Annotated in this window: 21 protein-coding genes; 11 read left to right on the forward strand and 10 right to left on the reverse strand. The window is 71.6% G+C overall.

Features of this window, described 5'->3' with window-relative positions; translation table 11 throughout:
• Position 1 precedes the first annotated feature (1 nt).
• The 5 genes from pgi to tkt are packed head-to-tail and all read right to left on the reverse strand — an operon-like array spanning position 2 to position 7378.
• Positions 2 to 1648, reverse strand: coding sequence for a glucose-6-phosphate isomerase (gene pgi / locus ABZX85_RS07355; protein ID WP_355863379.1), 1647 nt, complete (start codon positions 1646 to 1648; stop codon positions 2 to 4).
• The gene (gene opcA, locus ABZX85_RS07360; RefSeq protein WP_355863381.1) at positions 1641 to 2576 is read right to left on the reverse strand and encodes a glucose-6-phosphate dehydrogenase assembly protein OpcA; all 936 of its coding nucleotides are present in this window, start codon (positions 2574 to 2576) and stop codon (positions 1641 to 1643) included. The genes pgi and opcA overlap by 8 nt, the downstream gene beginning before the upstream one ends.
• Complete coding sequence (zwf, locus tag ABZX85_RS07365) at positions 2573 to 4138, reverse strand: glucose-6-phosphate dehydrogenase (RefSeq protein WP_355863383.1); 1566 nt, start codon at positions 4136 to 4138, stop codon at positions 2573 to 2575. Before zwf ends, opcA begins: the two co-directional genes overlap by 4 nt.
• On the reverse strand, positions 4135 to 5283 hold the full coding sequence (tal, locus tag ABZX85_RS07370) for a transaldolase (RefSeq protein WP_355863385.1): 1149 nt from the start codon (positions 5281 to 5283) through the stop codon (positions 4135 to 4137). Before tal ends, zwf begins: the two co-directional genes overlap by 4 nt.
• Before the next feature lie 19 nt (positions 5284 to 5302).
• Entirely contained in the window at positions 5303 to 7378 is a 2076-nt protein-coding gene (tkt, locus tag ABZX85_RS07375) for a transketolase (protein ID WP_355863387.1), read from the reverse strand.
• 160 nt (positions 7379 to 7538) lie between these two features.
• Here tkt and ABZX85_RS07380 point away from each other — a divergent pair, with 160 nt between their 5' ends.
• A complete protein-coding gene (locus ABZX85_RS07380; RefSeq protein ID WP_355863389.1) occupies positions 7539 to 8447 on the forward strand; it encodes an AraC family transcriptional regulator in 909 nt (302 codons plus the stop codon).
• Positions 8448 to 8505: 58 nt separating this feature from the next.
• Here ABZX85_RS07380 and ABZX85_RS07385 read toward each other — a convergent pair whose 3' ends face one another.
• The 3 genes from ABZX85_RS07385 to ABZX85_RS07395 form a co-directional block, all read right to left on the reverse strand.
• Positions 8506 to 8832: a hypothetical protein gene (locus ABZX85_RS07385; protein WP_355863391.1), complete on the reverse strand. Its 327-nt coding sequence runs from the start codon at positions 8830 to 8832 to the stop codon at positions 8506 to 8508.
• 125 nt (positions 8833 to 8957) lie between these two features.
• Positions 8958 to 10346: a glycoside hydrolase family 16 protein gene (locus ABZX85_RS07390; protein ID WP_355863393.1), complete on the reverse strand. Its 1389-nt coding sequence runs from the start codon at positions 10344 to 10346 to the stop codon at positions 8958 to 8960.
• 245 nt (positions 10347 to 10591) lie between these two features.
• Positions 10592 to 11797, reverse strand: a complete 1206-nt coding sequence (locus ABZX85_RS07395; RefSeq protein ID WP_355863395.1) for an Ig-like domain-containing protein — start codon at positions 11795 to 11797, stop codon at positions 10592 to 10594.
• 183 nt (positions 11798 to 11980) lie between these two features.
• Here ABZX85_RS07395 and ABZX85_RS07400 point away from each other — a divergent pair, with 183 nt between their 5' ends.
• Positions 11981 to 12373 carry a VOC family protein gene (locus tag ABZX85_RS07400; protein WP_355863397.1) on the forward strand — a complete coding sequence of 131 codons (393 nt, stop codon included), beginning with the start codon at positions 11981 to 11983 and terminating at the stop codon, positions 12371 to 12373.
• A 22-nt stretch (positions 12374 to 12395) separates the two neighbouring features.
• On the opposite strand, the gene ABZX85_RS07405 is transcribed toward ABZX85_RS07400, so the two are convergent.
• Positions 12396 to 13163 (reverse strand): IclR family transcriptional regulator, encoded by a 768-nt coding sequence (locus ABZX85_RS07405; RefSeq protein ID WP_355863399.1) that lies wholly within the window; start codon positions 13161 to 13163, stop codon positions 12396 to 12398.
• Between the two features lie 36 nt (positions 13164 to 13199).
• Positions 13200 to 13625 carry a MarR family transcriptional regulator gene (locus ABZX85_RS07410; RefSeq protein ID WP_355863401.1) on the reverse strand — a complete coding sequence of 142 codons (426 nt, stop codon included), beginning with the start codon at positions 13623 to 13625 and terminating at the stop codon, positions 13200 to 13202.
• Between the two features lie 250 nt (positions 13626 to 13875).
• Between ABZX85_RS07410 and ABZX85_RS07415 the strand changes: the two genes are divergently transcribed.
• From ABZX85_RS07415 to fxsT, 9 genes are all read left to right on the forward strand, one after another.
• Positions 13876 to 14793 (forward strand): SDR family oxidoreductase, encoded by a 918-nt coding sequence (locus ABZX85_RS07415; protein WP_355863403.1) that lies wholly within the window; start codon positions 13876 to 13878, stop codon positions 14791 to 14793.
• Positions 14794 to 14861: 68 nt separating this feature from the next.
• Complete coding sequence (locus tag ABZX85_RS07420; protein WP_355863405.1) at positions 14862 to 15728, forward strand: amidohydrolase family protein; 867 nt, start codon at positions 14862 to 14864, stop codon at positions 15726 to 15728.
• Positions 15729 to 15739: 11 nt separating this feature from the next.
• Entirely contained in the window at positions 15740 to 17257 is a 1518-nt protein-coding gene (locus ABZX85_RS07425) for a long-chain fatty acid--CoA ligase (protein WP_355863407.1), read from the forward strand.
• Positions 17254 to 17709, forward strand: a complete 456-nt coding sequence (locus ABZX85_RS07430; RefSeq protein WP_355863409.1) for a MaoC family dehydratase — start codon at positions 17254 to 17256, stop codon at positions 17707 to 17709. The genes ABZX85_RS07425 and ABZX85_RS07430 overlap by 4 nt, the downstream gene beginning before the upstream one ends.
• A 108-nt stretch (positions 17710 to 17817) precedes the next feature.
• The gene (locus tag ABZX85_RS07435; protein WP_355863411.1) at positions 17818 to 17988 is read left to right on the forward strand and encodes a hypothetical protein; all 171 of its coding nucleotides are present in this window, start codon (positions 17818 to 17820) and stop codon (positions 17986 to 17988) included.
• A gap of 51 nt (positions 17989 to 18039) precedes the next feature.
• Positions 18040 to 19980 (forward strand): FxsB family cyclophane-forming radical SAM/SPASM peptide maturase, encoded by a 1941-nt coding sequence (locus ABZX85_RS07440; RefSeq protein WP_355863413.1) that lies wholly within the window; start codon positions 18040 to 18042, stop codon positions 19978 to 19980.
• Positions 19977 to 20783 (forward strand): AAC(3) family N-acetyltransferase, encoded by an 807-nt coding sequence (locus ABZX85_RS07445; protein WP_355863415.1) that lies wholly within the window; start codon positions 19977 to 19979, stop codon positions 20781 to 20783. The genes ABZX85_RS07440 and ABZX85_RS07445 overlap by 4 nt, the downstream gene beginning before the upstream one ends.
• A gap of 35 nt (positions 20784 to 20818) precedes the next feature.
• Positions 20819 to 22141 (forward strand): TIR-like protein FxsC, encoded by a 1323-nt coding sequence (locus tag ABZX85_RS07450; RefSeq protein ID WP_355863417.1) that lies wholly within the window; start codon positions 20819 to 20821, stop codon positions 22139 to 22141.
• A complete protein-coding gene (gene fxsT / locus ABZX85_RS07455; protein WP_355863419.1) occupies positions 22138 to 26190 on the forward strand; it encodes an FxSxx-COOH system tetratricopeptide repeat protein in 4053 nt (1350 codons plus the stop codon). Before ABZX85_RS07450 ends, fxsT begins: the two co-directional genes overlap by 4 nt.
• Positions 26191 to 26193 lie beyond the last annotated feature (3 nt).

Below are 26193 nucleotides of genomic sequence, written 5' to 3' on the forward strand. Positions count from 1 at the left end.
GCTACTTCACTTCCTTGAACTTGAGGTCACGGTAGGCGGCGACGAGCGCGGCCGTGGAGGCGTCGAGACCGGGCACGTCGGCGCCGGAGGTGAGGGCGGGCTCCACGCGCTTGGCGAGGACCTTGCCCAGCTCCACGCCCCACTGGTCGAAGGAGTCGATGTTCCAGACGGCGCCCTGGACGAACACCTTGTGCTCGTACAGCGCGATCAGCTGGCCGAGGACCGACGGCGACAGCTCGCCCGCGAGGATGGTCGTCGTGGGGTGGTTCCCCTGGAAGGTGCGGTGCGCGACCTGCTCCTCCGGGACGCCCTCCGCGCGGACCTCGTCGGCGGTCTTGCCGAACGCCAGCGCCTGGCCCTGCGCGAACAGGTTGGCCATCAACAGGTCGTGCTGCGCCTTGAGTTCGTCGCTCAGCTCGCCGACCGGGCGGGCGAACCCGAGCAGGTCGGCCGGGATCAGCTTCGTGCCCTGGTGGATCAACTGGTAGTAGGCGTGCTGCCCGTTGGTGCCGGGCGTGCCCCACACGACGGGGCCGGTCTGCCAGGAGACCGAACGGCCCTCGCGGTCCACGGACTTGCCGTTGGACTCCATGTCCAGCTGCTGCAAGTAGGCGGTGAACTTGGAGAGATAGTGCGAGTACGGCAGCACCGCGTGCGACTGCGCGCCCAGCACGTTGCCGTACCAGACCCCCAACAGGCCCAGGATCAGCGGGGCGTTGGCCTCGGCGGGCGCCGTGCGGAAGTGCTCGTCGACGAGGTGGAACCCGTCGAGCATCTCCTGGAACGCGTCCGGACCGATCGCGATCATCAGCGAGAGCCCGATCGCGGAGTCGTACGAGTAGCGCCCGCCGACCCAGTCCCAGAACTCGAACATGTTCGCCGTGTCGATCCCGAAGTCCGCGACCTTCTCGGAGTTCGTCGACAGCGCGACAAAGTGCTTGGCAACGGCCTTCTCGTCGTCCAGGCCCCTGAGCAGCCAGGATCGCGCCGAGGTCGCGTTGGTGATCGTCTCGATCGTGGTGAACGTCTTCGAGGCGACGATGAACAGCGTCTCCTCGGGGTCGAGGTCGCGCACGGCCTCGTGGAGGTCGGAGCCGTCCACGTTGGAGACGAAGCGGAAGGTCAACTCCCTTGCCGTGAACGCCCGCAGCGCCTCGTACGCCATCGCCGGACCGAGGTCCGAGCCGCCGATGCCGATGTTGACGACGTTGCGGATGCGCTTGCCGGTGTGCCCGACCCAATCGCCGGACCGCACCTGAGAAGCGAACGCGGCCATCTTGTCGAGGACCGCGTGCACGGCCGGGACGACGTTCTCCCCGTCGACCTCGACCACCGCACCGCGCGGCGCCCGCAGCGCGGTGTGCAGCACCGCCCGCCGCTCGGTGATGTTGATCTTCTCGCCCCGGAACATCGCGTCCCGCAGCCCGAACACGTCGGTCGCGGCGGCCAGTTCACGCAGCAGGGCCAGCGTCTCGTCGGTGACGAGGTGCTTCGAGTAGTCGATCCGCAGATCGCCCACCCGGACGACGTACCGCTCGGCGCGCTCGGGATCGGCGGCGAACAGCTCGCGCAGCCCGGCCCGTTCGGACGAGTGCGCCAACAGCGCTTCCCACTCGGGCCGTTCGGTCAGCAGAGGTGTCTCAGACATGAGCGGGGATCTCCTTGGTGCCCTCGCCCCGCAGGGCGACGGCGTACATCTCGTCCGCGTCGAGGCGCCGCAGCTCCTCGGCGATCAGTTCGGAGGTGGTGCGCACCTTCAGCGCGAGGGTGCGGGAGGGCTGGCCGGGCAGCGACAGTGTCGCGAGGGGGCCGTCGGGGCGGTCGATGACGACGTCGCCGTCGGCCGTGCCGAGCCGGACCGCCGTCACGACCGGGCCGGCCGTGACCACGCGGTCGATCCTGACCTTGAGGCGGGCCTCCAGCCAGCGCGCGAGCAGCTCGGCCGCCGGGTTGTCGGCCTCGGCCTCGACCGCGCCGGACACGATCGGCACCCGGGCCTGGTCGAGGGCCGCCGCGAGCATCGAGCGCCACGGCGTGAGCCGGGTCCAGGCGAGGTCGGTGTCGCCGGGGGCGTACGACTTCACTCGTGTGGACAGGGTCCGCAAGGGGTTCTCGACCGCGTACAGGTCGGTGATCCTGCGCTGCGCGAGCGCGCCCAGCGGGTCCTTGGAGGGGTTCTCGGGGGCGTCCACCGGCCACCAGACGACGACCGGCGCGTCCGGCAGCAGCAGCGGCAGGACCACCGAGTCGGCGTGGTCGGAGACCTCGCCGTAGGTGCGCAGGACGACGGTCTCGCCGGCGCCCGCCTCGGAGCCCACCCGGACCTCGGCGTCGAGCCGGGACCGGGTGCGCTCGCGGGGGGTGCGGGCCTGGCGCTTGATGACGACCAGGGTCCGCGAGGGGTGCTCGTGCGAGGCTTCCTCGGCGGCCTTGATGGCGTCGTACGCGTTCTCCTCGTCCGTGACGATGACCATCGTCAGGACCATGCCCACGGCGGGGGTGCCGATGGCGCGGCGGCCGTCCACCAGCGCCTTGTTGATCTTGCTTGCCGTGGTGTCCGTGAGGTCGATCTTCATGGCCTGCGCCAGCTCCGTCCGTCTCGTGCGAGCATCTCGTCGGCTTCCTGGGGGCCCCAGCTGCCGGACGCGTACTGGGCGGGCTTTCCGTGGTCCGCCCAGTACCCCTCGATCGGGTCGAGGATCTTCCAGGACTCTTCCACTTCCTGGTGGCGGGGGAAAAGGTTGGCGTCCCCGAGCAGTACGTCCAGGATGAGGCGTTCGTACGCCTCGGGGCTCGACTCGGTGAAGGACTCGCCGTACGCGAAGTCCATCGTCACGTCCCGGATCTCCATCGAGGTGCCCGGGACCTTCGAACCGAACCGTACCGTCATGCCCTCGTCGGGCTGGACGCGGATGACGATCGCGTTGGAGCCGAGCTCCTCCGTCGCGGTGGAGTCGAACGGCGAGTGCGGTGCTGTCTGGAATACCACTGCGATCTCGGTCACCCGACGGCCGAGACGTTTTCCGGTGCGCAGGTAGAACGGCACCCCGGCCCAGCGGCGGTTGTCGACGTTCAGCTTGATCGCGGCGTACGTGTCGGTCGTGGACGACGGGGCGATGCCGTCCTCCTGGAGGTAGCCGATGACCTTCTCGCCGCCCTGCCAGCCCTCGGCGTACTGGCCGCGCACGGTGTGCTCGCCGATGTTCTCCGGGAGCTTCACGGCCTTGAGGACCTTGAGCTTCTCGGTGAGCAGCGACGCCGCGTCGAAGGCGGCCGGCTCCTCCATGGCGGTCAGCGCCATCAGCTGGAGCAGGTGGTTCTGGATGACGTCACGGGCGGCGCCGATGCCGTCGTAGTAGCCGGCCCGGCCGCCGATGCCGATGTCCTCGGCCATCGTGATCTGCACGTGGTCGACGTAGGACCGGTTCCAGATCGGCTCGAACATCGTGTTGGCGAAGCGGAGCGCCAGGATGTTCTGGACGGTCTCCTTGCCGAGGTAGTGGTCGATGCGGAAGACCTGGTCCGGGTCGAACACGTCGTGCACGAGGGCGTTCAGCTCCTCGGCGGACTTCAGGTCGTGCCCGAACGGCTTCTCGATGACCGCCCGGCGCCAGGAGCCCTCCGGCGGGGTCGCGAGGCCGTGCTTCTTCAGCTGCTGGACGACCTCGGGGAAGAACTTCGGCGGTACGGACAGGTAGAAGGCGTAGTTGCCGCTCGTGCCGCGCGCCGCGTCCAACTCGTCGACGGTCTGGCGCAGTTGCTTGAACGCGGTGTCGTCGTCGAAGGCGCCCGGGATGAACCGCATGCCCTCGGCGAGCTGCTGCCACACCTCCTCGCGGAACGGCGTGCGCGCGTGCTCGCGCACCGAGTCGTGCACGACCTGCGCGAAGTCCTGGTCCTCCCAGTCCCGGCGGGCGAACCCGACGAGCGAGAAGCCCGGCGGCAGCATCCCCCGGTTGGCGAGGTCGTAGACGGCCGGCATCAGCTTCTTGCGCGACAGGTCACCCGTCACACCGAAGATCACCAGACCGGACGGGCCGGCGATCCGGGGCAGCCGCCGGTCCCGGGGGTCCCGCAGCGGGTTCTCCCAGTCGGCCGGGTCCACGGCCACGGCGTTGACAGTGTCTACGGCGTTCATTCCGAGACCGCTCCCTTGCTTCCTTCGCTCTTCAGCGACTCCAGCGACTTCCTGACCGCGCTCAGCAGGTCCTCCCACGCGACCTCGAACTTCTCGACACCCTCCTGCTCCAGTCGGGTGACGACCTCGTCGTACGACACACCCCGCGCCGCGACCGCGTCGAGGTCGGCGCGGGCCTCGGCGTACCCGCCGGTGACGGTGTCACCGGTGATGACGCCGTGGTCCGCGACCGCGTCCAGCGTGGCCTGCGGCATGGTGTTGACCGTGCCGGGAGCGACCAGCTCGTCCACGTACAGGGTGTCCTTGTAAGCAGCATCCTTCACTCCGGTCGAAGCCCACAGCGGACGCTGCCGGTGGGCGCCGGCGCTCTCCAGGGCCGCGAAGCGCTCGGAGGTGAAGACCTTCTCGTACGCCTCGTACGCGAGCCGCGCGTTCGCCAGGGCGGCCCTGCCCTTGAGGGCGAGGGCCTCGGGGGTGCCGACGGCGGTGAGGCGCTTGTCGATCTCGGAGTCGACGCGGGAGACGAAGAAGGAGGCCACGGAGTGGATCACGGACAGGTCCCGGCCCGCCGCGCGCGCCTTCTCCAGGCCCGCGAGGTAGGCGTCCATGACCTCGGCGTACCGGGTCAGGGAGAAGATCAGCGTCACGTTCACGCTGATCCCGAGGCCGATGACCTCGGTGATCGCCGGGAGGCCGGCCTTCGTCGCCGGGATCTTGATCATCACGTTGGGGCGGTCCACGAGCCAGGACAGCTGCTTGGCCTCGGCGACCGTCGCCGCCGTGTCGTGCGCGAGACGCGGGTCGACCTCGATCGAGACCCTGCCGTCCCGGCCATGTGATGTGTCATATACCGGCCGCAGGACGTCGGCCGCGTCGCGCACGTCGGCCGTCGTCATCATGCGGACGGCCTCGTCGACCGTGACGCCGCGTACGGCGAGGTCGGTGAGCTGCTCGGTGTAACCCTCGCCGGAGCCGATGGCGGCCTGGAAGATCGAGGGGTTGGTGGTGACGCCGACGACGTGCCGGCCGGCGATCAGCTCGGCCAGGTTGCCGGACGAGATCCGCTCGCGGGAGAGGTCGTCCAGCCAGATGGAGACGCCTTCGGCACTCAGGCGTTCCACGGGTGTTGCGGTCACTTCGATCATCTTCTTTCTGGCGTTCTGATCAACCACGCGCGGCGGCAAGGGATTCCCGGGCCGCTGCGGCGACGTTCTCGGCGGTGAAGCCGTACTCGGCGAACAGGGTTCCGGCGTCGGCGGAGGCGCCGAAGTGCTCCAGCGACACGATGCGGCCGGCGTCACCGACGTACCGGTACCAGGTCAGACCGATGCCGGCCTCGACGGCGACGCGTGCCTTCACCGAGGCGGGCAGGACGCTCGCGCGGTACTCGGCGGACTGCTCCTCGAACCACTCCACCGACGGCATCGACACGACCCGCGCCCCGATGCCCTCCGCCTCCAGCAACGCCCGGGCGCCCACGGCGAGTTGCACCTCGGAGCCGGTGGCGATCAGGACGACGTCCGGGGTGGCCTTCGAGCTCTCCTCCAGGACGTAACCGCCCTTCGCCGCCTCGGGGTTGGGCGCGTATGCCGGAACTCCCTGACGGGTCAGGGCCAGTCCGTGCGGCGCCGGGTGCGTGGAGTGGCGCTTGAGGATCTCCGCCCAGGCGATCGCCGTCTCGTTCGCGTCGGCCGGGCGCACGACGTTGAGGCCCGGGATCGCGCGCAGCGAGGCCAGGTGCTCGACCGGCTGGTGGGTCGGGCCGTCCTCGCCGAGGCCGACCGAGTCGTGCGTCCAGACGTAGGTCACCGGGAGCTGCATCAGCGCGGACATGCGGACCGCGTTGCGCATGTAGTCGGAGAAGACGAGGAAAGTCCCGCCGTAGATACGGGTGTTGCCGTGCAGGGCGATGCCGTTCATCTCGGCGGCCATCGAGAACTCGCGGATGCCGAAGTGGACCGTGCGGCCGTAAGGGTCGGCCTCCGGGAGGGGGTTGCCCTTCGGGAGGAACGAACTCGCCTTGTCGATGGTCGTGTTGTTCGAGCCCGCCAGGTCGGCGGAGCCGCCCCAGAGTTCGGGGACGACCGGGCCGAGCGCCTGGAGGACCTTGCCGGAGGCGGCGCGGGTCGCGACGGACGTGCCCGCCTCGAAGACCGGCAGCGCGTCCTGCCAGCCCTCGGGGAGCTGGCCCGCCACCACGCGGTCGAACAGGGCGGCGCGCTCCGGCAGTCGGGTGCGCCACTCGGCGATCCGCTTGTCCCAGGCGGCGTGTTCCTCGGCGCCCCGGTCGAGGGCCCGGCGGCTGTGGGCGAGGACCTCGGGGGCGACCTCGAAGGACAGCTCGGGGTCGAAGCCGAGCAGGCGCTTGGTGGCGGCCACCTCGTCGGCGCCGAGGGCGGAGCCGTGCGAGGCTTCCGTGTTCCGGGCGTTGGGGGCGGGCCAGGCGATGATCGTGCGCAGGGCGATGATCGACGGGCGGCCGGTCTCGGCCTGCGCCGCCTTGAGCGCCGTGTGCAGGGCGGCGGTGTCGACGTCGCCGTCGGCTCCCGGGGCCACGCGCTGGGTGTGCCAGCCGTACGCCTCGTACCGCCCCAGGACGTCCTCCGAGAACGCCGTCGCCGTGTCGCCCTCGATGGAGATGTGGTTGTCGTCGTAGACGAAGACGAGGTTGCCGAGCTTCTGGTGGCCGGCGAGGGAGGAGGCTTCGGCGGAGACGCCCTCCTCCAGGTCGCCGTCCGAGACGATCGCCCAGATCGTGTGGTCGAAGGGGGAGGTGCCCTCGGGGGCCTCCGGGTCGAACAGGCCGCGTTCGTAGCGGGCCGCCATCGCCATGCCGACCGCGTTCGCGACGCCCTGGCCGAGGGGGCCGGTGGTGGTCTCGACGCCGGCCGTGTGGCCGTACTCCGGGTGGCCCGGGGTCTTCGAGCCGTGCGTGCGGAACGACTTGAGGTCGTCCAGCTCGACCTCGTACCCGGCGAGGAAGAGCTGCGTGTAGAGGGTCAGCGAGGTGTGGCCGGGGGAGAGGACGAAGCGGTCGCGGCCCGTCCACTCGGGGTCGGCCGGGTCGTGCCGCATCACCTTCTGAAAGATCGTGTACGCGACCGGGGCGAGGCTCATCGCGGTGCCCGGGTGTCCGTTGCCGACCTTCTGCACGGCGTCTGCCGCCAGCACACGGGCGGTGTCGACGGCACGGCGGTCGAGGTCGGTCCACTCCGGGGCGTTCGGTGTCTGCGCGCTCATCGTCAAGGGTCCCTCTTCAAGAAGTCACTTGTGCGACCGGTAACACGGCCGTTACGCGTTCAAAGTTAAAAGTCGGACTTTTCCTGTGGAAGGGCTGCGTGTGTCAGCCTGTGGTGAAAGTGGGACACGGAGATCACGAACGAGGCGGCGCGAGCGGGACATGGCGGACAGAACCATCCAAGGTGGCGAGGGTGACGGGCCGGTGACCGGCATCCGAACGTTCCCCTTTCCCGTCGATCTCAGCGTCGCGGGGGTGGGGATGCAGGTGGGGCCCCTCGGCGGCGGTCGCGCCTGGCACGCCGCCGAGGCGCGCCTCGACCGGGTCCACCGCATCGACTTCCACGTCGTCCTGCTGTTCGAGGACGGGCCCGTGCGGCACATGGTCGACTTCACCGAGTACGAGGCGCACGCGGGCGACGTCCTGTGGATTCGCCCCGGACAGGTGCACCGTTTCTCCCGGCCCGCCGAGTACCGGGGGACCGTCCTCGCCATGCAGCCGGGGTTCCTGCCGCGCGCCACCGTCGAGGCGACCGGGCTGTACCGCTACGACCTGCCCCCGCTGCTGCACCCCGACCCCGAACGGCTCGCCGCGCTGCGCGGCTCCCTCGCACACCTGCGCCGCGAGTACGAGGACGCCGTGACCCTCCCCCTCAGCCTCCACACGGCCGTCCTGCGCCACTCCCTGACGGCCTTCCTGCTGCGCCTCGCCCACCTCGCCGCCACCAGTTCCGCCGAGGCGGAACGCCGTATGGACACGACGTTCACCCTCTTCCGCGACGCGGTGGAACGGGACTTCGCGACGAACCACAGCGTCAGCGCGTACGCGGACGCCCTCGGCTACTCCCGCCGCACCCTCGTCCGCGCCGTCCGCGCCGCGACCGGCGAGACCCCCAAGGGCTTCATCGACAAACGGGTCGTCCTGGAGGCGAAACGCCTGCTGGCCCACACGGACCTGCCGATCGGCCGCGTGGGCGCGGCGGTCGGCTTCCCCGACCCCGGCAACTTCTCCAAGTTCTTCCACCAGCACACGGACACGACACCGGCGGCGTTCCGGACGGAGCTGCGCTAGCGGAGGCCGGCGGGGAGGGGTGGACTCCGTCGGTGACCCTCGGGGGTCTCCTACCGGCTCACCTGACCAGGAACTTCACCGAGTCGAAGCGATCGGGAGCGTTCTGGCCCGGCTCCATGAAGGTCACGACCGCGTCGTCCCGGCAGTCCCTGCCCCGGTACAGGACGGCGAGGCGGTCGGTGTGATTGGCCGAATGGTTCGCTTCGGCCAGAGTGTTGTAGCAGCGGCCGTCCTGCGGGTCGGGGAACTCGGAACCCGGCGGCCACCCCCCGTTCGCGAAGTAGTAGGCGAAGGTGCCTCGCGCCGCCTGGGCGGGTGTCGTGAACGCGGTGCACAGAGCCGTGGCGGCCACGGCCACGGCCAGCGTCTTGCGGAGATGCTTCATGGACTCGCTCTCTCGGGACGTCCTGCGGAGGGCCAGTGTGTTCGTCCGGACACGACCGCAGGACGTCCGTCACCCGAATGGCCGTGGAGGAAACGATCCCGCCTCACCCACCCGAGTCATGCCTGTCAGTGGCCGAAGTCGAACCAGTTGACGTTCACGAAGTCGTTCGGCTGGCCGCTGGTGAAGGTGAGGTAGACGTCGTGGGTGCCGGTGACGGAGGTGATGTTGGCGGGGACGGTCTTCCAGGTCTGCCAACTGCCGGTGCTCGCCAGGGAGAAGCTGCCGATGGGGGTGGCGGTGCGGCTGTCGAGGCGGACTTCGACCAGGCCGCTGATGCCCGATGACGCGCCGCTGGCCACTCGGGCGTAGAACTGGGTCGCTGGGGTGGAGCCGAAGTTGACGTTCTTGTACTGGGCCCAGTCTCCGTTGGCGAGGGAGCCGATGTTCTGGCCGCCGCCGGTGTCGGAGGTGGTCTCCGTGGTGGTGCCGGACTGGGTGTCGTAGGACTCGGCCTGGATGGGGGAGTAGGCGTCACGCGACCCTGTGGGCGGGGGAGTTGTCGTGCCGCCGCCGGACGCCTGGAGGACCTGGACGTAGTCGACGACCATGGGGTGGCCCGGTACCGTCGCGCTGTCGAGGCCGCCGCCGAACGCGTCGGGGAAGGCGCCGCCCATCGCCACGTTCAGGATGACGAAGAAGCCGTGGTTCGTGGCGTTGGCCCAGGTCGTGGCGTCGACCTGATTCGCCGTGACCGTGTGGTAGTTGACGCCGTCCACGGAGAAGCGGATCGCCTCCGGGGTGACCGAGCGGTCCCATTCCATCGTGTAGGTGTGGAAGCCGGACTGGCAGGTCGTCGTGGGACAGGTGGTGTTGTTGCCGATGCCCGTCGTCTCGTTGCAGGGACCGCCCGGGTTGGTCCCGCAATGGACCGTCGCCCAGACCCGGTTGAGGCCCTGGACGTTCTCCATGATGTCCAGCTCGCCCACGGCGGGCCAGTTCTGGTAGTTGCCCCGGTAGGGCGCGCCCAGCATCCAGAAGGCGGGCCAGTAGCCCTCGGCGGCGGTCCCGGTCACGTTCGGCATCTGGAGACGCGCCTCGACGCGCAGCTTGCCGCCGGCCGGGGGCTGGAAGTCGGTGCGGTTGGTCTCGATACGGCCCGACGTCCAGTTCCCGGCGGAGTCCCGCAACGGCGTGATGCGGAGGTTCCCGCTGCCGTCGAGGGACACGTTCGCGGTGCTGTTCGTCATCGTCTCGACCTCGCCGGTGCCCCAGTTCGCGGGCCCGCCGGGGTACGAAGTGCCGGTGCTGTACTGCCAGTTCGAGGTGTTGACGCCGGTCCCGGCGGCGCCGTTGAAGTCGTCGAGGAAGACCTGGGTCCAGCCGGACGGCGGCGTCGGGGCGGAGGCGCCCGCCGGGAGCGTCGCCGCCGTCGCGAGGACGGCCGCGAGGCCGAGCGTGGAGAGGACGGCGATCAGGGCGCGACGCCGTCGGGGGATACCGGAGGTTGCGGTCATGGGGGACCTCTCGGGTACGGGATGGGGGGAGTGCGGGTGCCCGGAGAGCCTTTGAGAGCGCTCTCAAGGTGCCGACAATGTCCACCCTGCCCCGAAGGTCGTCAAGAGTTGAAGCAAGGAATTGCCGTACGGGGCAGGCGAGTTCACCCGATGAAGTCGGTTATGTGACATGTGCGCGCCACGCCCGACCCCGCGAGCGCCACCTTCGCCCGCCACCTCCACCCCGACGCCCCCGCGCCGCGCGGCTACCCCAGCGCGCTCCCCGCCCTCCACTCCGCCCACGACAGGTTCCACCCGTTGAGCCCGTTGCTCGCCGTCACCGTCCGCTCCCCGGAGTTCGTCACGATCACGACGTCCCCGAGCATCGAACTCTCGTAGAACGCGTACCCCGGCACCGACGAGTCGTCGCCGCCCTTCGCGTCGTGCAGCCCGACGCACCCGTGACTGGTGTTCTCGCTCCCGAACACCCCTGTGGACGCCCAGTAGTTGCCGTGCACGAACGTCCCCGACGTGGTGAGCCGCTGGGCGTGCGGGACGTCCGGGATGTCGTACTCGTCGCCGAGCCCGACCGTCGACGACTCCATCCGCGTCTGGTGGAACCGCTCGCTGATGACCATGATCCCGGACCAGGTGGTGTGCTCGGCGTCGCCGCCGGTCACCGGGTACGTCGCGGTCGTCACCCCGTCGCGCCGGACGGTCATCTCCTTGGCCGCCAGGTCGACCGTACTGATCTGCTCGCGTCCGATGTGGAAGGTGACGTCCTTGTGCTGGGTGCCGTAGACACCGTCAGCGCCCTGGACGTCCTTGAGGCGCAGGCCGAGCGTGACGGTCGTGCCGCTCGCCCAGTACGTCTGCGGGCGGAAGTCGAGGCGGGTGTCGCTGAACCAGTGGCCGACGATCTCCACGGCCGGCTCGGACGTCACGGTGATCGCCTTCTCGACGGCGGCCCGGTCCGTCACCGCGTGCGTGAAATCGATCGACACCGGCATGCCCACGCCCGAGGTCGACCCTGCCTCGGGGGTGAAACGCCCGACGAACGTCGCGCCGGGCGCCTTCGTCGTGAACGTCGTCCGCCGGGCCGCCGCACCCTCCGGCTGGGCGGTGACGGTGTACGTCGTGCCGGAGTACGGGGGCGCGGACGACGTCCACAGGGTCCGTGCCGCGTTGAGGGAGCCGGCGAGGGTGGTGCCGTCGGCGGCGCTGACCCGCACCGAGGCGAGCGTGCCGTCCGTGACGGCGACCGTGACCGGCGTGGCGAAGTCCGCCCGCGCCGTCCCGTTCGCGGGGGTCACGGTGAGCGTGGGCCCCGCCTTCCCCGTCTTCTCCGAGGCGCTGGCACTGCCGGAACTGCACCCCGCGAGCACTCCCGCCGGGACCGCCCCCAGCGCCGCCAGGACCCCGCGCCGGGTCCACCCCCGCCCGGCCTGCCCCGCTATGTGCTCGTCGTCCACGGCACGCCTTCCTGAGTTGTCCGACTTTATTCGGGCATCGTGCACCCGGTTTCTGGGGGGTTCCTTTGAAACGGCGGTCCGGCGGCTGAGATTTCGGTAAGGGCGGGGGAGCGGAGGGGGAACATCCGGCACCGGCCGCACGGTTCAGCCGTACGAAACGATCACCGGCACCCTGGAGGTCCCATGTCCGTCCGTGAACTCCGCCTCGTCGTCACCGCCGACGACTACGACGCCGCCCTCGCCTTCTACCGCGACGTCCTCGGCATGCCCGAGCGCGCCGCCTTCTCCTCCCCCGACGGCCGCGTCTCCATCCTCGAAGCGGGCCGCGCCACCCTGGAGCTCACCGACCCCGGCCACGCGGCCTTCATCGACGACGTCGAGGTGGGCCGGCGCGTCGCGGGCCACCTCCGGGTCGCCCTCCAGGTCGACGACTCCACGGAGACCACCGCACGGCTGACCGAGGCGGGCGCGCACCTCGTCGCGGCACCGACCCGCACCCCGTGGAACTCCCTCAACTCCCGCCTGGAGGCCCCGGGTTCGCTCCAGCTGACGCTGTTCGAGGAGCTGGAGGGCTGACTCCCGGCAGCGCGGCCCGAGTTCACGGACCGCAGGCGGCCCGCCCCGGGGGCCGCCACCCCAGCGCCCGCGAGATCCCCCGCGCCGCCACCCGCACGGCGGGCGCCAGCACCGCGACCTGCGCGCCCTGTTCGGGGACGACGACCGACACCGCCGCGACCACCTCGCCGCCCGGCCCGCGCACCGGGGACGCCACCGACAGGGCGTCGTCGGTGACCTGGCGGTCGCTGACCGCGAAACCGGCGCGGCGGACGTCGGCGAGCAGGCGGCGCAGCCGGGCCGGGTCGGTGACGGTGTGGGGGGTGAAGGACGTCAACGGGCCGGTGCAGTAGGACTCCTGGAGCTCCGGGGTGCCGTGCGCGAGCAGCACCAGCCCCACGCCCGTGACGTGGAGGGGCCAGCGGGCGCCGACCCGGATGTGCACGCCCACCGAGGAACGCCCGCTGAGCCACTCCGTGTAGACGACCTCGTGGCCGTCGCGGACCGCCAGCTGGACGTTTTCGTGCGTGGCCTCGTAGAGGTCCTCCAGATAGGGGAGGGCGAGCTGGCGCAGGGCGAGGCCGCGCGGGGAGAGCGCGGCGATCTCCCACAGGCGCAGCCCCACGTGGTACGTGCCGGAGGCGTCGCGCTCCAGGGCGCCCCACGCGGTGAGGGCCCCGACGAGCCGGTGCGCGGTGGTGAGCGTCAGACCGGCCCGCCGGCTGATGTCCGTGAGACTGAGCGCCGTGTGGTCCTGGTCGAACGCGGCGAGGACCGACAGCAGCCGGTCGGGCGCGGAACGCGGGTTCATGTCGTCACCCCATCACCCCGAGGCGGTGATCGCCGCTCAGGTGAGGTCCTCCCCGGCCATCCGCAGCAGCAGGCCGTGCAGCACCTCGCGCTCGGCCGGGGTGAGCGGCTCCGCCAGCTCGTTGGTGACGCGCAGGCCCGCCTCGTCCGTGTCCCGCAGGAACGCGCGGCCCGCCTCGGTGAGCACGACGACACGGCTGCGGCGGTCGTCCGGCGAGGGGCGGCGCTCGGCGAACGCGATCCGCTCCAGGTCGTCGACCAGGCCGACGATCGCGCTCGGGTCGTAGCCGAGCCGGGCGCTCAACTCCCGTTGCAGGGCGCCCTCGCAGCCCGCGAGGTAGCGCAGCACCGCGTAGTGGCGCAGGCGCAGGCCGGACTCCTGGAGGAACTGGTTGAACAACTGGCCCGAGCGCAGGCCGAGTCGGTACAGCAGATAGCCCGTGTCCGCGTGCAGGCCGCGCATCCAGGGCTCGTTCGCGTCGATCGGGGCGGTGCTGGCTGCGCTGGTCGTGCTCGCTGTGTCCGGCCGGCTGGCGATGGCGGGCTCCTCGGTGTCGGCCCCGGGCGGGGGGATCTGGCGGGGGATGTGGCGTGACCGATTCCAGCATGAACCATTCATGTGACGGCAACAACTATTGACGTCAACAATCATTGCTCCTACCTTCGATTTCCACACCGCTCCTGTCGCATGACTCCTGTCGAAGGGACTCTCCGTGCCGCGCATCGATCTCACCGGCAAGGCCGCCGTCGTCACCGGCGCCGGCCGTGGCCTCGGCCTCGCCTATGCCCGCGCCCTGGCCGACCGCGGCGCGTCCGTGGTGGTCAACGACGTCGACGAGGAGGCGGCCGGGCAGGCGGTGAAGGCGATCACCGAGGCCGGCGGCACGGCCGTCGCCGAGGTCGTGCCCGTCGGGACCGCCGAGGCCGCCGACCGGCTCGTGGGACGGGCCGTCGAGGCGTTCGGCCGGCTCGACGTGCTCGTCACCAACGCCGGCATCCTGCGCGACAAGGTTCTGTGGAAGATGACGGACGACGACTTCGACGCCGTGATCTCCACCCACCTGCGCGGCACCTTCACCTGCGCCCGCGCCGCCGCCGTCCGGATGCGGGAGCAGGGCGAGGGCGGCACGCTGATCCTCGTCGGCTCCCCGGCCGGGCAGCGTGGCAACTTCGGGCAGACCAACTACGCGGCGGCCAAGGCCGGGATCGCCGCGTTCGCCCGGACCTGGTCGATGGAGCTGGCCCGCGCGGGCATCACCGTCAACGCGATCGTCCCCGTCGCCGCGACCGCCATGACCGAGACGATCCCCGCGTTCGCGCCGTACGTCGAGGCGCTGAAGCGGGGGGAGCCGCTGCCGGGCTTCCTCCGCAAGGGCGAGGGCTTCGGGACCCCCGAGGACTGCGCGGCCCTCGTGCCGTTCCTCGCCTCCGACGCGGCCCGGGGGATCACCGGTCAGGCGATCGGGATCGGCGGCGACAAGGTCTCCCTCTGGTCCCACCCGCAGGAGCTGCGCACGGCGTACGCGGACGGCGGATGGACGCCGGAGACGCTGGCGGAGGCGTGGGGGACGTCGGTCGGGGCCCAGCCGGAGACGGTGGGGATTCCGGCGCCGAAGGTGGGGGAGGCGTGATGGCGGAGCAGGCTTCTCACAGTGCGGAACAGGCTTCTCGCGGAGACGTCCCCGCCTCCCGTCCCGCCATGGACGTCGACGCCCTCACCGCCATCGACGTCCACACCCACGCCGAGGTCTCCTCCCGGGGCCACTCCTCCCTCGCCGACGACCTGCACGACGCGTCCTCGGCGTACTTCAAGGTCGAGGGGAAGCGGAAGCCGACGATCGAGGAGGCGGCGGCGTACTACCGGGAGCGGAACATGGCGGCCGTGATCTTCACGGTGGACGCCGAGTCCGCGACCGGCACCCCGCCCGTCCCGAACGAGGAGATCGCGGAGGCCGCCGCCGCCAACGCCGACGTCCTGATCCCCTTCGCCTCCGTCGACCCGTTCCGCGGGAAGGCCGGGGTGCGGCAGGCCCGGCGGCTGGTGGAGGAGTACGGCGTACGGGGCTTCAAGTTCCACCCCAGCATCCAGGGCTTCTTCCCCAACGACCGTGCCGTGGCGTACGCGTTGTACGAGGTGATCGAGGAGACCGGCTGCGTCGCCCTCTTCCACACCGGCCAGACCGGCATCGGCGCGGGCGTCCCGGGCGGCGGCGGCATCCGCCTCAAGTACTCCAACCCCCTCCATGTGGACGACGTCTCGGCCGACTTCCCCGAGATGAAGATCATCCTCGCGCACCCCTCCTTCCCCTGGCAGGACGAGGCGCTCGCGGTCGCCACCCACAAACCCGGCGTCCACATCGACCTCTCGGGCTGGTCGCCGAAGTACTTCCCGCCCCAACTGGTGCAGTACGCCAATACGTTGCTGAAGGACAAGGTCCTCTTCGGCTCCGACTTCCCCGTCCTCACCCCCGACCGCTGGCTCGCCGACTTCGCGAAGCTGCCGATCAAGGACGAGGTCAGGCCGAAGATCCTGAAAGAGAACGCCGCCCGTTTGCTGACGATCTAGAGGGGCCGCAGATGCGCAACGAGGGACTGGGCTCCTGGCCCGCCCGCCGGGCCCGGAAGACCCCGCACCGCACCGCCCTGGTCCACGGCGACACCGAGCACACGTACGCCGCCCTGCACGACCGCACCACCCGCCTCGCCCACGCCCTGCGCGCCCGGGGCCTCAGGCGCGGCGACCGGATCGCCTACCTCGGCCCGAACCACCCCTCCTACCTGGAGACCCTGTTCGCGGCCGGCACGCTCGGCGCGGTCTTCGTCCCGCTCAACACCCGCCTCGCCGGACCGGAGATCGCCTACCAGCTCGCCGACTCCGGCGCGAAGACGCTGATCTACGCCCCCGCGCACGCCGGTCTCGTGGCCGGACTGCCCGGCGGCACGGACGTCCGGACCTTCCTCGAAGTCGGCGCGGAGTACGAACAGGCCCTGGAACAGGCGCCGTTCGACCCCGTCGACGAACCGGTCACCCCGGACGACACCTGCGTCATCATGTACACCTCGGGGACCACCGGACGCCCCAAGGGCGCCATGCTCACCCACGGCAACCTCATCTGGAACGCCGTGAACGTCCTCGTCGACACCGACCTGATCGCCGACGAACGCGCCCTGGTCTGCGCCCCGTTGTTCCACACGGCCGGCCTCAACATGCTGACCCTGCCGGTCCTCCTCAAGGGCGGCGCCTGCGTCCTGGTCGAGGCGTTCGACCCCGACGCGACCTTCGGGCTGATCGCCCGGCACCGGATCACGTTCATGTTCGGCGTGCCGACCATGTTCGACCTGATGGCCCGTCACCCCGGCTGGCCCGAGGCGGACCTGACCTCGCTGCGGCTGCTCACCTGCGGCGGCTCCCCGGTGCCGACGCCGCTCATCGCCGCCTACCAGGAGCGCGGGCTGACCTTCCTCCAGGGGTACGGGATGACCGAGGCGTCCCCCGGGACGCTCTTCCTCGACGCCGAGCACGCGGTCAGCAAGGCCGGTTCGGCGGGCGTGCCGCACTTCTTCAGCGACGTCCGCGTCGTCCGCCCGGACCTGGTGCCGGTCGAGGTGGGGGAGACCGGGGAGGTCGTGGTGCGCGGGCCCCATGTCATGCCCGGCTACTGGGGGTTGCCCGAGGAGAGCGCGGCCTCCTTCAGCGACGGCTGGTTCCGCAGCGGGGACGCGGCCCGGGTCGACGAGGACGGGTACGTCCACATCGTCGACCGGATCAAGGACATGATCATCTCGGGTGGGGAGAACATCTACCCCGCCGAGATCGAGGACCTGATCCTCGCCCAGCCAGGGGTCGCCGAGTGCGCGGTCATCGGGGTCGCCGACGAGCGGTGGGGCGAGGTGCCGCGCGCCGTCGTCGTCCCCCGGGAGGGGGCCCGCCCCGATCCGGACGCCATCCTCGCGGCCCTCGCCGGGCGCCTCGCCAAGTACAAGATCCCCAAATCGGTGGTGCTCGCGGACGAACTGCCCCGCACCGCCTCCGGAAAGCTCCTCAAGTCCCGGGTGCGCAAGCGCTTCGGCAACAGCGAAGGAACAGCTCCATGACCATCACCGTCAACGGCCTCGACGAACTCAAGAAACTCGCCGGGGGCGACCTCGGGACGAGCGAGTGGATCGAGGTGACCCAGCGCTCCATCGACACGTTCGCCGACGCCACCGGCGACCACCAGTGGATTCACGTGGACGTGGAGAAGGCGAAGGAGGGACCGTTCGGGGCGCCCATCGCGCACGGCTATCTCACGCTGTCACTCTTCATTCCTTTGTTCTCCGGCCTGTTGGAGGTGGAGGGCGTCTCCACCAAGGTCAACTACGGCCTGAACAAGGTGCGTTTCCCCTCTCCGGTGAAGGTGGGTTCGCGGATTCGCCTTGCCGCGCGGCTCGCGGAGGTCGAGGATGTGGCGGGAGGGGTGCAGATCACCGTCGACGGGACGATCGAGGTCGAAGGGGGAACGAAACCGGCCGCCGTGATTCAGGGAGTGCTCAGGTTTCTTGCCTGAGATTCACCGAACTAGCCCATCGGATGCAATCCGTGCGGCTTCGAACTGTGCCAGGGTTCCGATAGCTGTAATCTCGCCCCACATGACGCTCCGCCGCTAGGGAACAAAGTGACCATTCCAGCAAGAACCCCTGCATCAACGGCCGACAGGCCGATGGTCGCCCACGCACCCCGCCGTGACGCCCAGGCCGACCCGAGGGACGTCCGGGGAGTGCGCCGGGCCCTCGTCGCCACCCGGTCCGCCGGGGAACCGCACGTCACCTTCCAGTCCTCGATCTGACCCGCCGCCCGACCGCCTCCGACATCCCCGACCCCACCCTCCCGCCTCGCCATGACCGATCCCGTCGTCCCGTTGCGCCAGCTGGTGCTCAAGGTGCACAGCCGGTGCGACCTCGCCTGCCGTCACTGCTACGTGTACGAGCACGCGGACGCGAGCTGGTCGGCGAAGCCGAGGGTGATCTCCGAGGAGACCGTCACCCGCACGGCGCGCAGACTCGCGGAACACGCCGAGGCACACCGGCTCGCCTCCGTCCAGGTCATCCTGCACGGAGGCGAGCCGCTGCTCGCGGGCCTCCCCCGGCTGCGCCACATCTGTGAGCAACTCACCGCCGCCTTACGGGGAATCGCCGCACCGGACCTCCGAATCCACACCAACGGCCTCCAGCTGACGCCCCGTCACCTCGACCTCTTCGACGAGTACGACGTCCGCGTCGGCGTCTCCCTCGACGGCGACCGCGTGGCCAACGACCGCTTCCGCCTCCACCGCGACGGCCGCAGCAGCCATGACCAGGTCCTCGCGGCGATCGCCCTGCTCAACGAGCGCCGCCGTCTGTTCGCGGGCCTCCTGTGCACGGTCGACGTCCGCAACGACCCCGTCCAGGTCTTCGACGCGCTCGCCGAACTGACGCCCCCGCGCATCGACTTCCTCCTCCCGCACGCGACCTGGCACACCCCGCCGTACCGCCCGCCCGGCAGCGCCACCCCCTACGCCGACTGGCTGCTCGCGGTGCACGCCCGCTGGAGCGAACGCGGCGCCCCCATGCCCGTCCGCCTCTTCGACTCCGTCGTCAGCACCCTCGGCGGCGGCCCGAGCCACACCGAGGCGATGGGCCTCGACGCGGCGGACGTCGTCGTGGTCGAGACGGACGGCAGCTACGAACAGGCCGACTCCCTGAAGACCGCGTACGACGGCGCCCCCGCCACCGGCCAGGACGTCGTCCACCACTCCTTCGACGACGTCTCCCGCCACCCCGGCATGGCCGCCCGGCAGCAGGGGCTCGCCGGGCTCTGCGCCGAGTGCCGCGCCTGCCCGGTCGTCCGCTCCTGCGGCGGCGGCCTCTTCGCGCACCGCTACCGCGCCGACGGCACCGGCTTCGACAACCCGTCCGTGCACTGCGCCGACCTGAAGGAACTCGTCGAACAACTCGCCCTGCGCACAGGCGCGGACGCCACCCGCCCCGTCGAAGGCTTCGACGCCCTCGCCGACGGCACCGACGACGGCACCGCCGTCCGCGCCCTGGCCCGCCGCCGGGAGTCGGTCACCCTCGCCCTTCTGAAGAACCTCGCCGAACTCCCCGACACCACCGGCCCGTCGTGGGAGACGGCCTGGCAACGGGCCCTGGACGAGCGGACGCTGGCCGGCGTCCTCGCCCACCCCTACACCCGCCCCTGGATTCTCGGCTGCCTCGACGGCACCGCCTCCCCGGACCACCTCGCGGCCCTCGTCGCCCCCCGGCCCCCGGCCCGCCGGCTGCGCTGCGGCGGACTCGACATCGCCCTCGACGACCACGACCCCCACCGCGACTGCTTCGGCGCCCCCGTCCACCCCGGCCTCACCCCGGACGAGGTCACCCGCTGGGAGCAAGTCCTCGGCAAGTCCTGGGAGTTGATCGACCGCGCCCTCCCCGCGACCGCCGCCGCGATGGCCGCCGTCGTGACGACCGTCACCCCCCTCACCGCCCCGCCCCGCACCGCCGGCGCCGGACCGGCCGCCCTCGGCGCCCGCCTCGACGACGAACCGGCGGAGGTGGCCGCCCAGTTGGCGCACTGCTTCCGCCTCGGCGTCCTCGACGCCCTCCTCGACGAATGCGAGCTGTACGACGAGGAGGACCCCCGGACCGGGGCCCTGCTCGCCGGCACCTACGCGGGCGCCGCCACCGACGCCCTCCTCGGGACCCGGCGAGCCGGCCCGCTGTGGCGGGAGTTGACCGGGGCCCCGGCGCTCACCCCGCTCGGGCGCCGCTTCGCCGACGGCATCGGGCGGACCCTGTGAACACCGCGCTCGACCGCCTCGGGGTCCGGGCCGGGGCCACGCTGCTGGTCCACGCCTCCCTCAGGCATGTCGGCGCCGGCCCCGCCGCCGTGCTGCGCGCGCTGCTCGCCGCCGTCGGCCCCCGGGGGACGGTGGTCGTCCCGACGTTCACCGCCGACAACTCCGACACCTCACCGTCGTACGCCTGGCGCACCATCCGGATGACCGAGGGGGAGATCCGTGAACTCCGGGCGCGGATGCCCGCGTTCGACCGGGAGCGGACGCCCTCGCAGGGGATGGGGCGGCTCGCGGAGGCGGTGCGGTGCTCGGCGGGGGCGCAGCGCAGCGCCCATCCGCAGACGTCGTTCGCGGCGCTCGGGGCGCGGGCGCGGGAGCTGATGGCCGGGCACGACGAGGCGTGCCATCTGGGGGAGCGGTCGCCGCTGGCCCGGCTGGAGGAGGCGGGCGCCCAGGTCCTGCTGCTGGGCGTCGGGTTCGAGGTGTGCAGCGCCTTCCACCTCGGGGAGTACCGGGTGCCCGGCGGGGCGCCTTCGCGGACGTACGCGTGCGTCGTGGACCGGGGCGGGGCGCGGACCTGGTGGCGGTACGAGGACATCGTCCTCGACGACCGGGACTTCGGGGCGCTCGGGGCCGACTTCGAGAGGACGTCCGGGGTGGTGCGACGGGGGACCGTGGGCGGCGCGGAGGCCGCGCTGTTCCCGCTCGCCGACGCCGTCGGCCACGCCGCCCGGTGGCTCGGCCGAAATCGTGGCCGAGGGGTTCTCACAGAGTCGTCACAAAACGAGGCAGGCTCCCTACACTGAGTGTCCGGGTGGGGGCACGGGGATCGGGGGAGCGTGTGCAGCCTACGGAACCGGTGGGGGAACGGGCCGACGGGCCGTACTTCTTTCTGAGCTACGCCCACGTGCCCCGGGACGGCTCCGACCGCGCCGACCCCGACCTGTGGGTGCACCGCCTCTTCCGCGACCTGTGCGAGGTCGTCCTCAACCTGACCACCGTGCCCGCCGGTTCGGCCGGCTACATGGACCGGTCGATGCGCGCCGGGGAGACCATGAGCGACGAACTCGCCCGCTCCCTCGCCCGCTGCCGGGTCTTCGTCCCCCTGTACTCGCCCCGCTACTTCATCAGCCCCTGGTGCGGCAAGGAGTGGACCATGTTCGGCCGCCGGCACGGCTCGCTGCCCGGCGCGGTCGTCCCCGCGCTGTGGGCGCCCGTCCCCGAGGAACGGCTCCCGTCGTGCGCCCGCGCGCTCCCCTACCCGGGACGCGAACACACCGACCGCTACCGGGAGTTCGGCTTCTACGGGTTGGCGAAGCTGCGGGCCTTCCGCAGCGACTACGAGAAGGACGTCCTGCGGCTCGCCCAGCGGATCGTGACCATCGGGGAGAGCGTCGACGTCCCGCACGGCGAGGACGACCTCGACTCCCTGCACGCCGCGCACGACGCGTTCACCCACGCCCCCGCCCCGCGGCCCGCGGCGCCCCCGCCCCGCCCCACCACCCGCCGCCGGCTGCGCATCAGCGTCGCCGCCGCCTCCCGCGCCACCCTCCCCGAGGGCCGCGCCCCCGCCTACTACGGCCCCACCCCCCTCGACTGGCGCCCCTACCAGCCCGAATCCCCGCACCCGCTCGGCAAGCTGGCCTCCGACATCGCCGAACGCCTCGACTTCCAGCCCGACGTACGGGAGTTCGACCACCTCGGCGGCCCCACCGACGGCCCCGAGGTGCTCCTGCTGGACCGCTGGCTGCTGCGCGACCCCGGACACCGCGCCCGGCTCGGCGTGTTCGACGCCGACGACGACCGGCCCGCCACCGGCGTCGTCGTCCCCTGGAACGGCGCCGACCGCGACGACGACGCGGACGGCCGGACCGTCGCCGCCGAGGTCGAGGCCGTCCTCCCGCTGCGCACCCGCCGCCAGCGACAGGCCGGCCGGCCACCCGTCCTCGGCCCCGACCCGGCCACCTTCGGCCGCCAGCTGCCGCGCCTCGTGCACTGGGCGGCCACCGAGTACCTCAGGCGGGCCCCCGCCCGCCCCCCGTCCGGCGACGGCCCGCAGCGCTTCCGGCTCGGCGGCGCGGGCCAGGGCACGAGCCCGGGACGTCCGGGCAGCCGACCAACGCCGGCCGACCGCCGCCGTGCCGAGGAGGAGGGACCGCGATGAACAGCCTCGACGAACAGGGCGGCCGGGCAGGCCGCATCGTGACGTTCTACTCGTACAAGGGCGGCACCGGCCGCACCATGGCCCTCGCCAACGTCGCCTGGATACTCGCCGCCAACGGCAAACGCGTCCTCGCCGTCGACTGGGACCTGGAGGCCCCCGGCCTGCACCGCTTCTTCCACCCCTTCCTCGACCCGGCCACCGTCGGCGCCACCACCGGCGTCATCGACCTCCTCACCGAGTACGCCTGGGCCGCCACCGACGACGACGGCGAGTCCCGGCCCGCCGACTGGCACCGCGAGTTCGCCCGCGTCCAGCGGCACGCCGTCTCCGTCGACTGGCCCTTCCCCGAACCCGGCACCCTCGACCTCGTCACCGCCGGCCGCCAGAACCGCGACTACTCCGCGATCGTCGCCACCTTCGACTGGGACAACTTCTACGACCGGCTCGGCGGCGGCCTCTTCTTCGACGCCCTGCGCGACGACATGCGCGCCCACTACGACTACGTCCTCATCGACAGCCGCACCGGCCTCTCCGACATCGCCGACATCTGCACCGCCCACCTGCCCGACGTCCTCGTCGACTGCTTCACCCTCAGCGACCAGTCCATCGACGGCGCGGCGGCCGTCGCCCGCGACATCGGCGAACGCTTCCGCACCCGCGACATCCGCATCCTGCCCGTTCCGATGCGCATCGACGAGGGCGAGAAGGAGAAGGCCGACGCCGGCCGCATGCTCGCCCGCGCCAAGTTCGACGGCTGGCCCGCCGGCCTCACGGACGACCAGCTCACCTCGTACTGGCTGTCCGTGGAGGTCCCCTACCGGCCCTACTACGCGTACGAGGAGACCCTCGCGACCTTCGCCGACGAGGCGGGCAACCCGATCTCCCTGCTCGCCGCCTTCGAACGCCTCACCGGCGTCGTCTCCGGACAGGCCGTCACCGCGCTGCCCCGCATGGACGAGGAGCAACGCCTCGGCGTCAAACGGAAGTTCGTCCGCACCCGGGCCGCCCTCCCCGCCGACCTGCACCTCAGCTACGTCTCCGAGGACCGCATGTGGGCGGAGTGGATCGCCGTCCTGCTGGCCCGCTCCGGGTTCCGGGTGATCCCCAAGTACGCGGGCTGCGAGGGCGACGGCGCCGACAAGCCCGCCGACCGCACCGTCGTCGTCCTCTCCCCGGCCTACCAGCGCTCCGCGCGCGCCCGCCAGGTCTGGGAGACCGCCACCGGCAACGACCCCACCGGACGGCGCCAGGTCCTCACCGTCCGCGTCGGCGACATCCGGCCCGCGCCCACGTTCACCGAATGGCCCGGCGTCGACATCGTCCGCACCAACGAGAAGAACGCCGCCACCGCCGTCCTGCGCGCCCTCGGCAAACCCCCGCTGCCCGCCGAACTCACCGACGACACCGTCACCACGGCCGCCGCCCGCTTCCCCGACACCGTCCCCCGGTTCTGGAACGTCTCCCCCCGCAACGCCTCCTTCACCGGCCGCAGCGCCCTCCTGGAGCGGCTGCGCGACAACCTCGGCGCCGGCGGCACCGGCGGACGCAGCGCCGCCTACGCCCTGTACGGCCTCGGCGGCGTCGGCAAGACCCAGATCGCCCTGGAGTACGTGCACCGCTTCGCCGCCGACTACGACCTCGTGTGGTGGATCTCCTCCGAGCGCAGCGAGTTCGTCGTCTCCGCGCTCGCCGACCTCGCCCCCCGGCTCGGCCTGCGCGGCGGGGAGGACGCCGCCCAGGTCGCCCAGGAGGTCCGCGACCACCTCCGCCAGTCCGGCCCCTCGCTGCGCTGGCTGCTCGTCTTCGACAACGCCGACGAACCCCAGGAGGTCAGCCATCTGCTGCCCGGCGGCAGCGGACACGTCCTGATCACCTCCCGCAACCAGACCTGGCTCCAGTACGGCGAGGCCCTGGAGATCGACCCGTTCCTGCGCGAGGAGAGCGTCGAGCACCTCCTGCGCCGCGCCGCCGACCTCAGCACCGAGGACGCCGACCGGGTCGCCGCCGCCGTCGGCGACCTGCCGCTCGCCCTCGAACAGGCCGGCGCCTGGCTCGCCGAGACCGCCACCCCCGTCGACGACTACCTCGTCGAACTCGACCGGCAGGCCGAACACGTCCTGTCCCTCAGCCAGCCCGCGAACTACCCGCAGCCCGTCGCCGCGACCTGGAACGTCTCCATCCAGCGCCTCAAGGAACGCTCCCCGGCCGCCGTACGGCTGCTGCAACTGTGCGCGTTCTTCGCCGCCGAGCCGATCTCCATGAAGCTCCTGTACGGCGACGAGATGATCCGCGTGCTGGCCGCCGAGGACCCCACGCTCCAGGAGAAGATGGTCCTCGGCCGCGTCATCCGCGAGATCGGCCGGTTCGCCCTCGCCAAGGTCGACCGCTCCCAGCAGTCCACCATCCAGGTGCACCGCCTCGTCCAGGCCGTCATCCGCTCCCAGCTGACCCCCCGCGAACAGCTGGAGGCGCAGCACGTCGTCCACCGCATCCTCGCCGGGGCCCGCCCCTCGGGCGAGGAACCCATCGACGACCCCGAGAACCAGCCCACGTTCGCCGCGATCTGGCCGCACCTCGACGCCTCCGAGGCGAGCGTCTGCGACGAACCGGAGACCCGCCAGCTCCTCATCGACCGCGTCCGCTACCTGTGGAAGCGCGGCGAACTCCCCGCCGCCGTCACCTTCGCGGAGAGCCTGCGCGCCCTGTGGGAGGAGAAGCTGGAGGACACCCAGACACGCATCGACGCACTCTCCCGGGAACCCGACGACGCGCCCCCGCCGCCGGCGCCCGGCGAACGCCCCCCGCGCTCTCTCGCCGAGGAGCGCCTCTACCTCACCAACCTCCGTATCCAGCTCCTCCACCTGCGCTTCCACATCGCCAACATCCTGCGCTCCTTCGGCAAGTACGTCGAGGCCGAGCAGCTCGGCTCCGACACCCTCGTCCAGCAGCGCTCCCTGCTCGCCCCGGACCACCCGCACATCCTCATGACCACCAGCGGCCTCGCCACGGACCTCGGCTCCATCGGCCGCTTCTCCGACGCCCTGAAGATGGCCGCCGAGGCTTACCTCGGCTTCAAGGAGAGCTTCGGCGAGGACCACCCGCGCACGCTCAGCGCCAACAACAACCGCGCGGTGTGCCTGCGGCTGCTCGGCCGCTACAACGAGGCCCGCGACGTCGACCAGGAGATCTACGACCGCCGCCGCAACGACCTCGGCGCCATGCACCCCCACACCCTGATCAGCGTCACCAACCTCGGCCGCGACCTGCGCGAGACCGGCGAGTACGACGCCTCGATCTCCCTGCTGCGCGGCAGCCACGCCTCGTACACCGAGCTCTTCGGCGAGCTGTACCCGGAGACCCTGCGCAGCGCCAAGAGCCTCGCGGTGTCGCTGCGCAAGGCCGGACTGGTCGAGGAGGCGCGGGCGCTGACCTTCCGCACCCGCGAGAACTACCGGCAGCGCGAGACCCCGGTCACCACCCCCGACGTCCTCGACTGCACCCTCAACTACGCGACCGACCTGTACGCCACCGGCGCCCGCGACGAGGCCCTCGCCCTCGCGCAGGACGTCGTCCGCCAGTACCGGGTGGCCCCCGGCGAACGGCATCCGGCGACCCTCGCCGCCCTCAACAACTGCGGGATCTTCCTGCGGGGCGGCGGGCGGGCCGACCAGGCGCGGACCCTGCTGGAGGGCAACCACGGCGTCCTGCGCGCCGTCCTCGGCGATGCCCACCCCTACACGCTGGGCTGCGCGGTCAACCTCGCCAACACCCTCGCCGAACTGGGGGAGCTGCACCGGTCGGAGGAGCTGGAGCGGATCGCGGTCACCGGGTTCCAGAAGGCCCTCGGGTACAAGCATCCCGACACGATCGTCTCGCGCGCCAACCTGGCCGTGACGTTGCGCGCGCTGCGCCGGATACCGGAGGCCGACCAGTTGCAGGAGAGCGCGCAGGCCGACCTGGAGCGGCTCCTCGGGGAGGCGCACCCGCACACGGTGAGCGTGCGCGAGGGCAAGCGCATCCACCGGGACCTGGAGCCGCCGGCGGTGTGAGGG

Origin of the sequence: Streptomyces sp. NPDC004539 (assembly GCF_040610055.1) — a bacterium.
GTDB lineage: Bacteria > Actinomycetota > Actinomycetes > Streptomycetales > Streptomycetaceae > Streptomyces.

Excerpts from the sequence above, each read along its gene's own strand:
- ABZX85_RS07410 (WP_355863401.1), bottom strand. The coding sequence starts at position 13,625 with ATGCGCGGCCTGCACGCGGACACGGGCTATCTGCTGTACCGACTCGGC.
- ABZX85_RS07380 (WP_355863389.1), top strand. The coding sequence starts at position 7,539 with ATGGCGGACAGAACCATCCAAGGTGGCGAGGGTGACGGGCCGGTGACC.
- ABZX85_RS07425 (WP_355863407.1), top strand. The coding sequence starts at position 15,740 with ATGCGCAACGAGGGACTGGGCTCCTGGCCCGCCCGCCGGGCCCGGAAG.
- ABZX85_RS07385 (WP_355863391.1), bottom strand. The coding sequence starts at position 8,832 with ATGAAGCATCTCCGCAAGACGCTGGCCGTGGCCGTGGCCGCCACGGCT.
- ABZX85_RS07440 (WP_355863413.1), top strand. The coding sequence starts at position 18,040 with ATGACCGATCCCGTCGTCCCGTTGCGCCAGCTGGTGCTCAAGGTGCAC.
- opcA (WP_355863381.1), bottom strand. The coding sequence starts at position 2,576 with ATGAAGATCGACCTCACGGACACCACGGCAAGCAAGATCAACAAGGCG.
- zwf (WP_355863383.1), bottom strand. The coding sequence starts at position 4,138 with ATGAACGCCGTAGACACTGTCAACGCCGTGGCCGTGGACCCGGCCGAC.
- ABZX85_RS07390 (WP_355863393.1), bottom strand. The coding sequence starts at position 10,346 with ATGACCGCAACCTCCGGTATCCCCCGACGGCGTCGCGCCCTGATCGCC.
- ABZX85_RS07430 (WP_355863409.1), top strand. The coding sequence starts at position 17,254 with ATGACCATCACCGTCAACGGCCTCGACGAACTCAAGAAACTCGCCGGG.
- ABZX85_RS07400 (WP_355863397.1), top strand. The coding sequence starts at position 11,981 with ATGTCCGTCCGTGAACTCCGCCTCGTCGTCACCGCCGACGACTACGAC.
- tal (WP_355863385.1), bottom strand. The coding sequence starts at position 5,283 with ATGATCGAAGTGACCGCAACACCCGTGGAACGCCTGAGTGCCGAAGGC.
- fxsT (WP_355863419.1), top strand. The coding sequence starts at position 22,138 with ATGAACAGCCTCGACGAACAGGGCGGCCGGGCAGGCCGCATCGTGACG.
- ABZX85_RS07420 (WP_355863405.1), top strand. The coding sequence starts at position 14,862 with ATGGACGTCGACGCCCTCACCGCCATCGACGTCCACACCCACGCCGAG.
- pgi (WP_355863379.1), bottom strand. The coding sequence starts at position 1,648 with ATGTCTGAGACACCTCTGCTGACCGAACGGCCCGAGTGGGAAGCGCTG.
- tkt (WP_355863387.1), bottom strand. The coding sequence starts at position 7,378 with ATGAGCGCGCAGACACCGAACGCCCCGGAGTGGACCGACCTCGACCGC.
- ABZX85_RS07405 (WP_355863399.1), bottom strand. The coding sequence starts at position 13,163 with ATGAACCCGCGTTCCGCGCCCGACCGGCTGCTGTCGGTCCTCGCCGCG.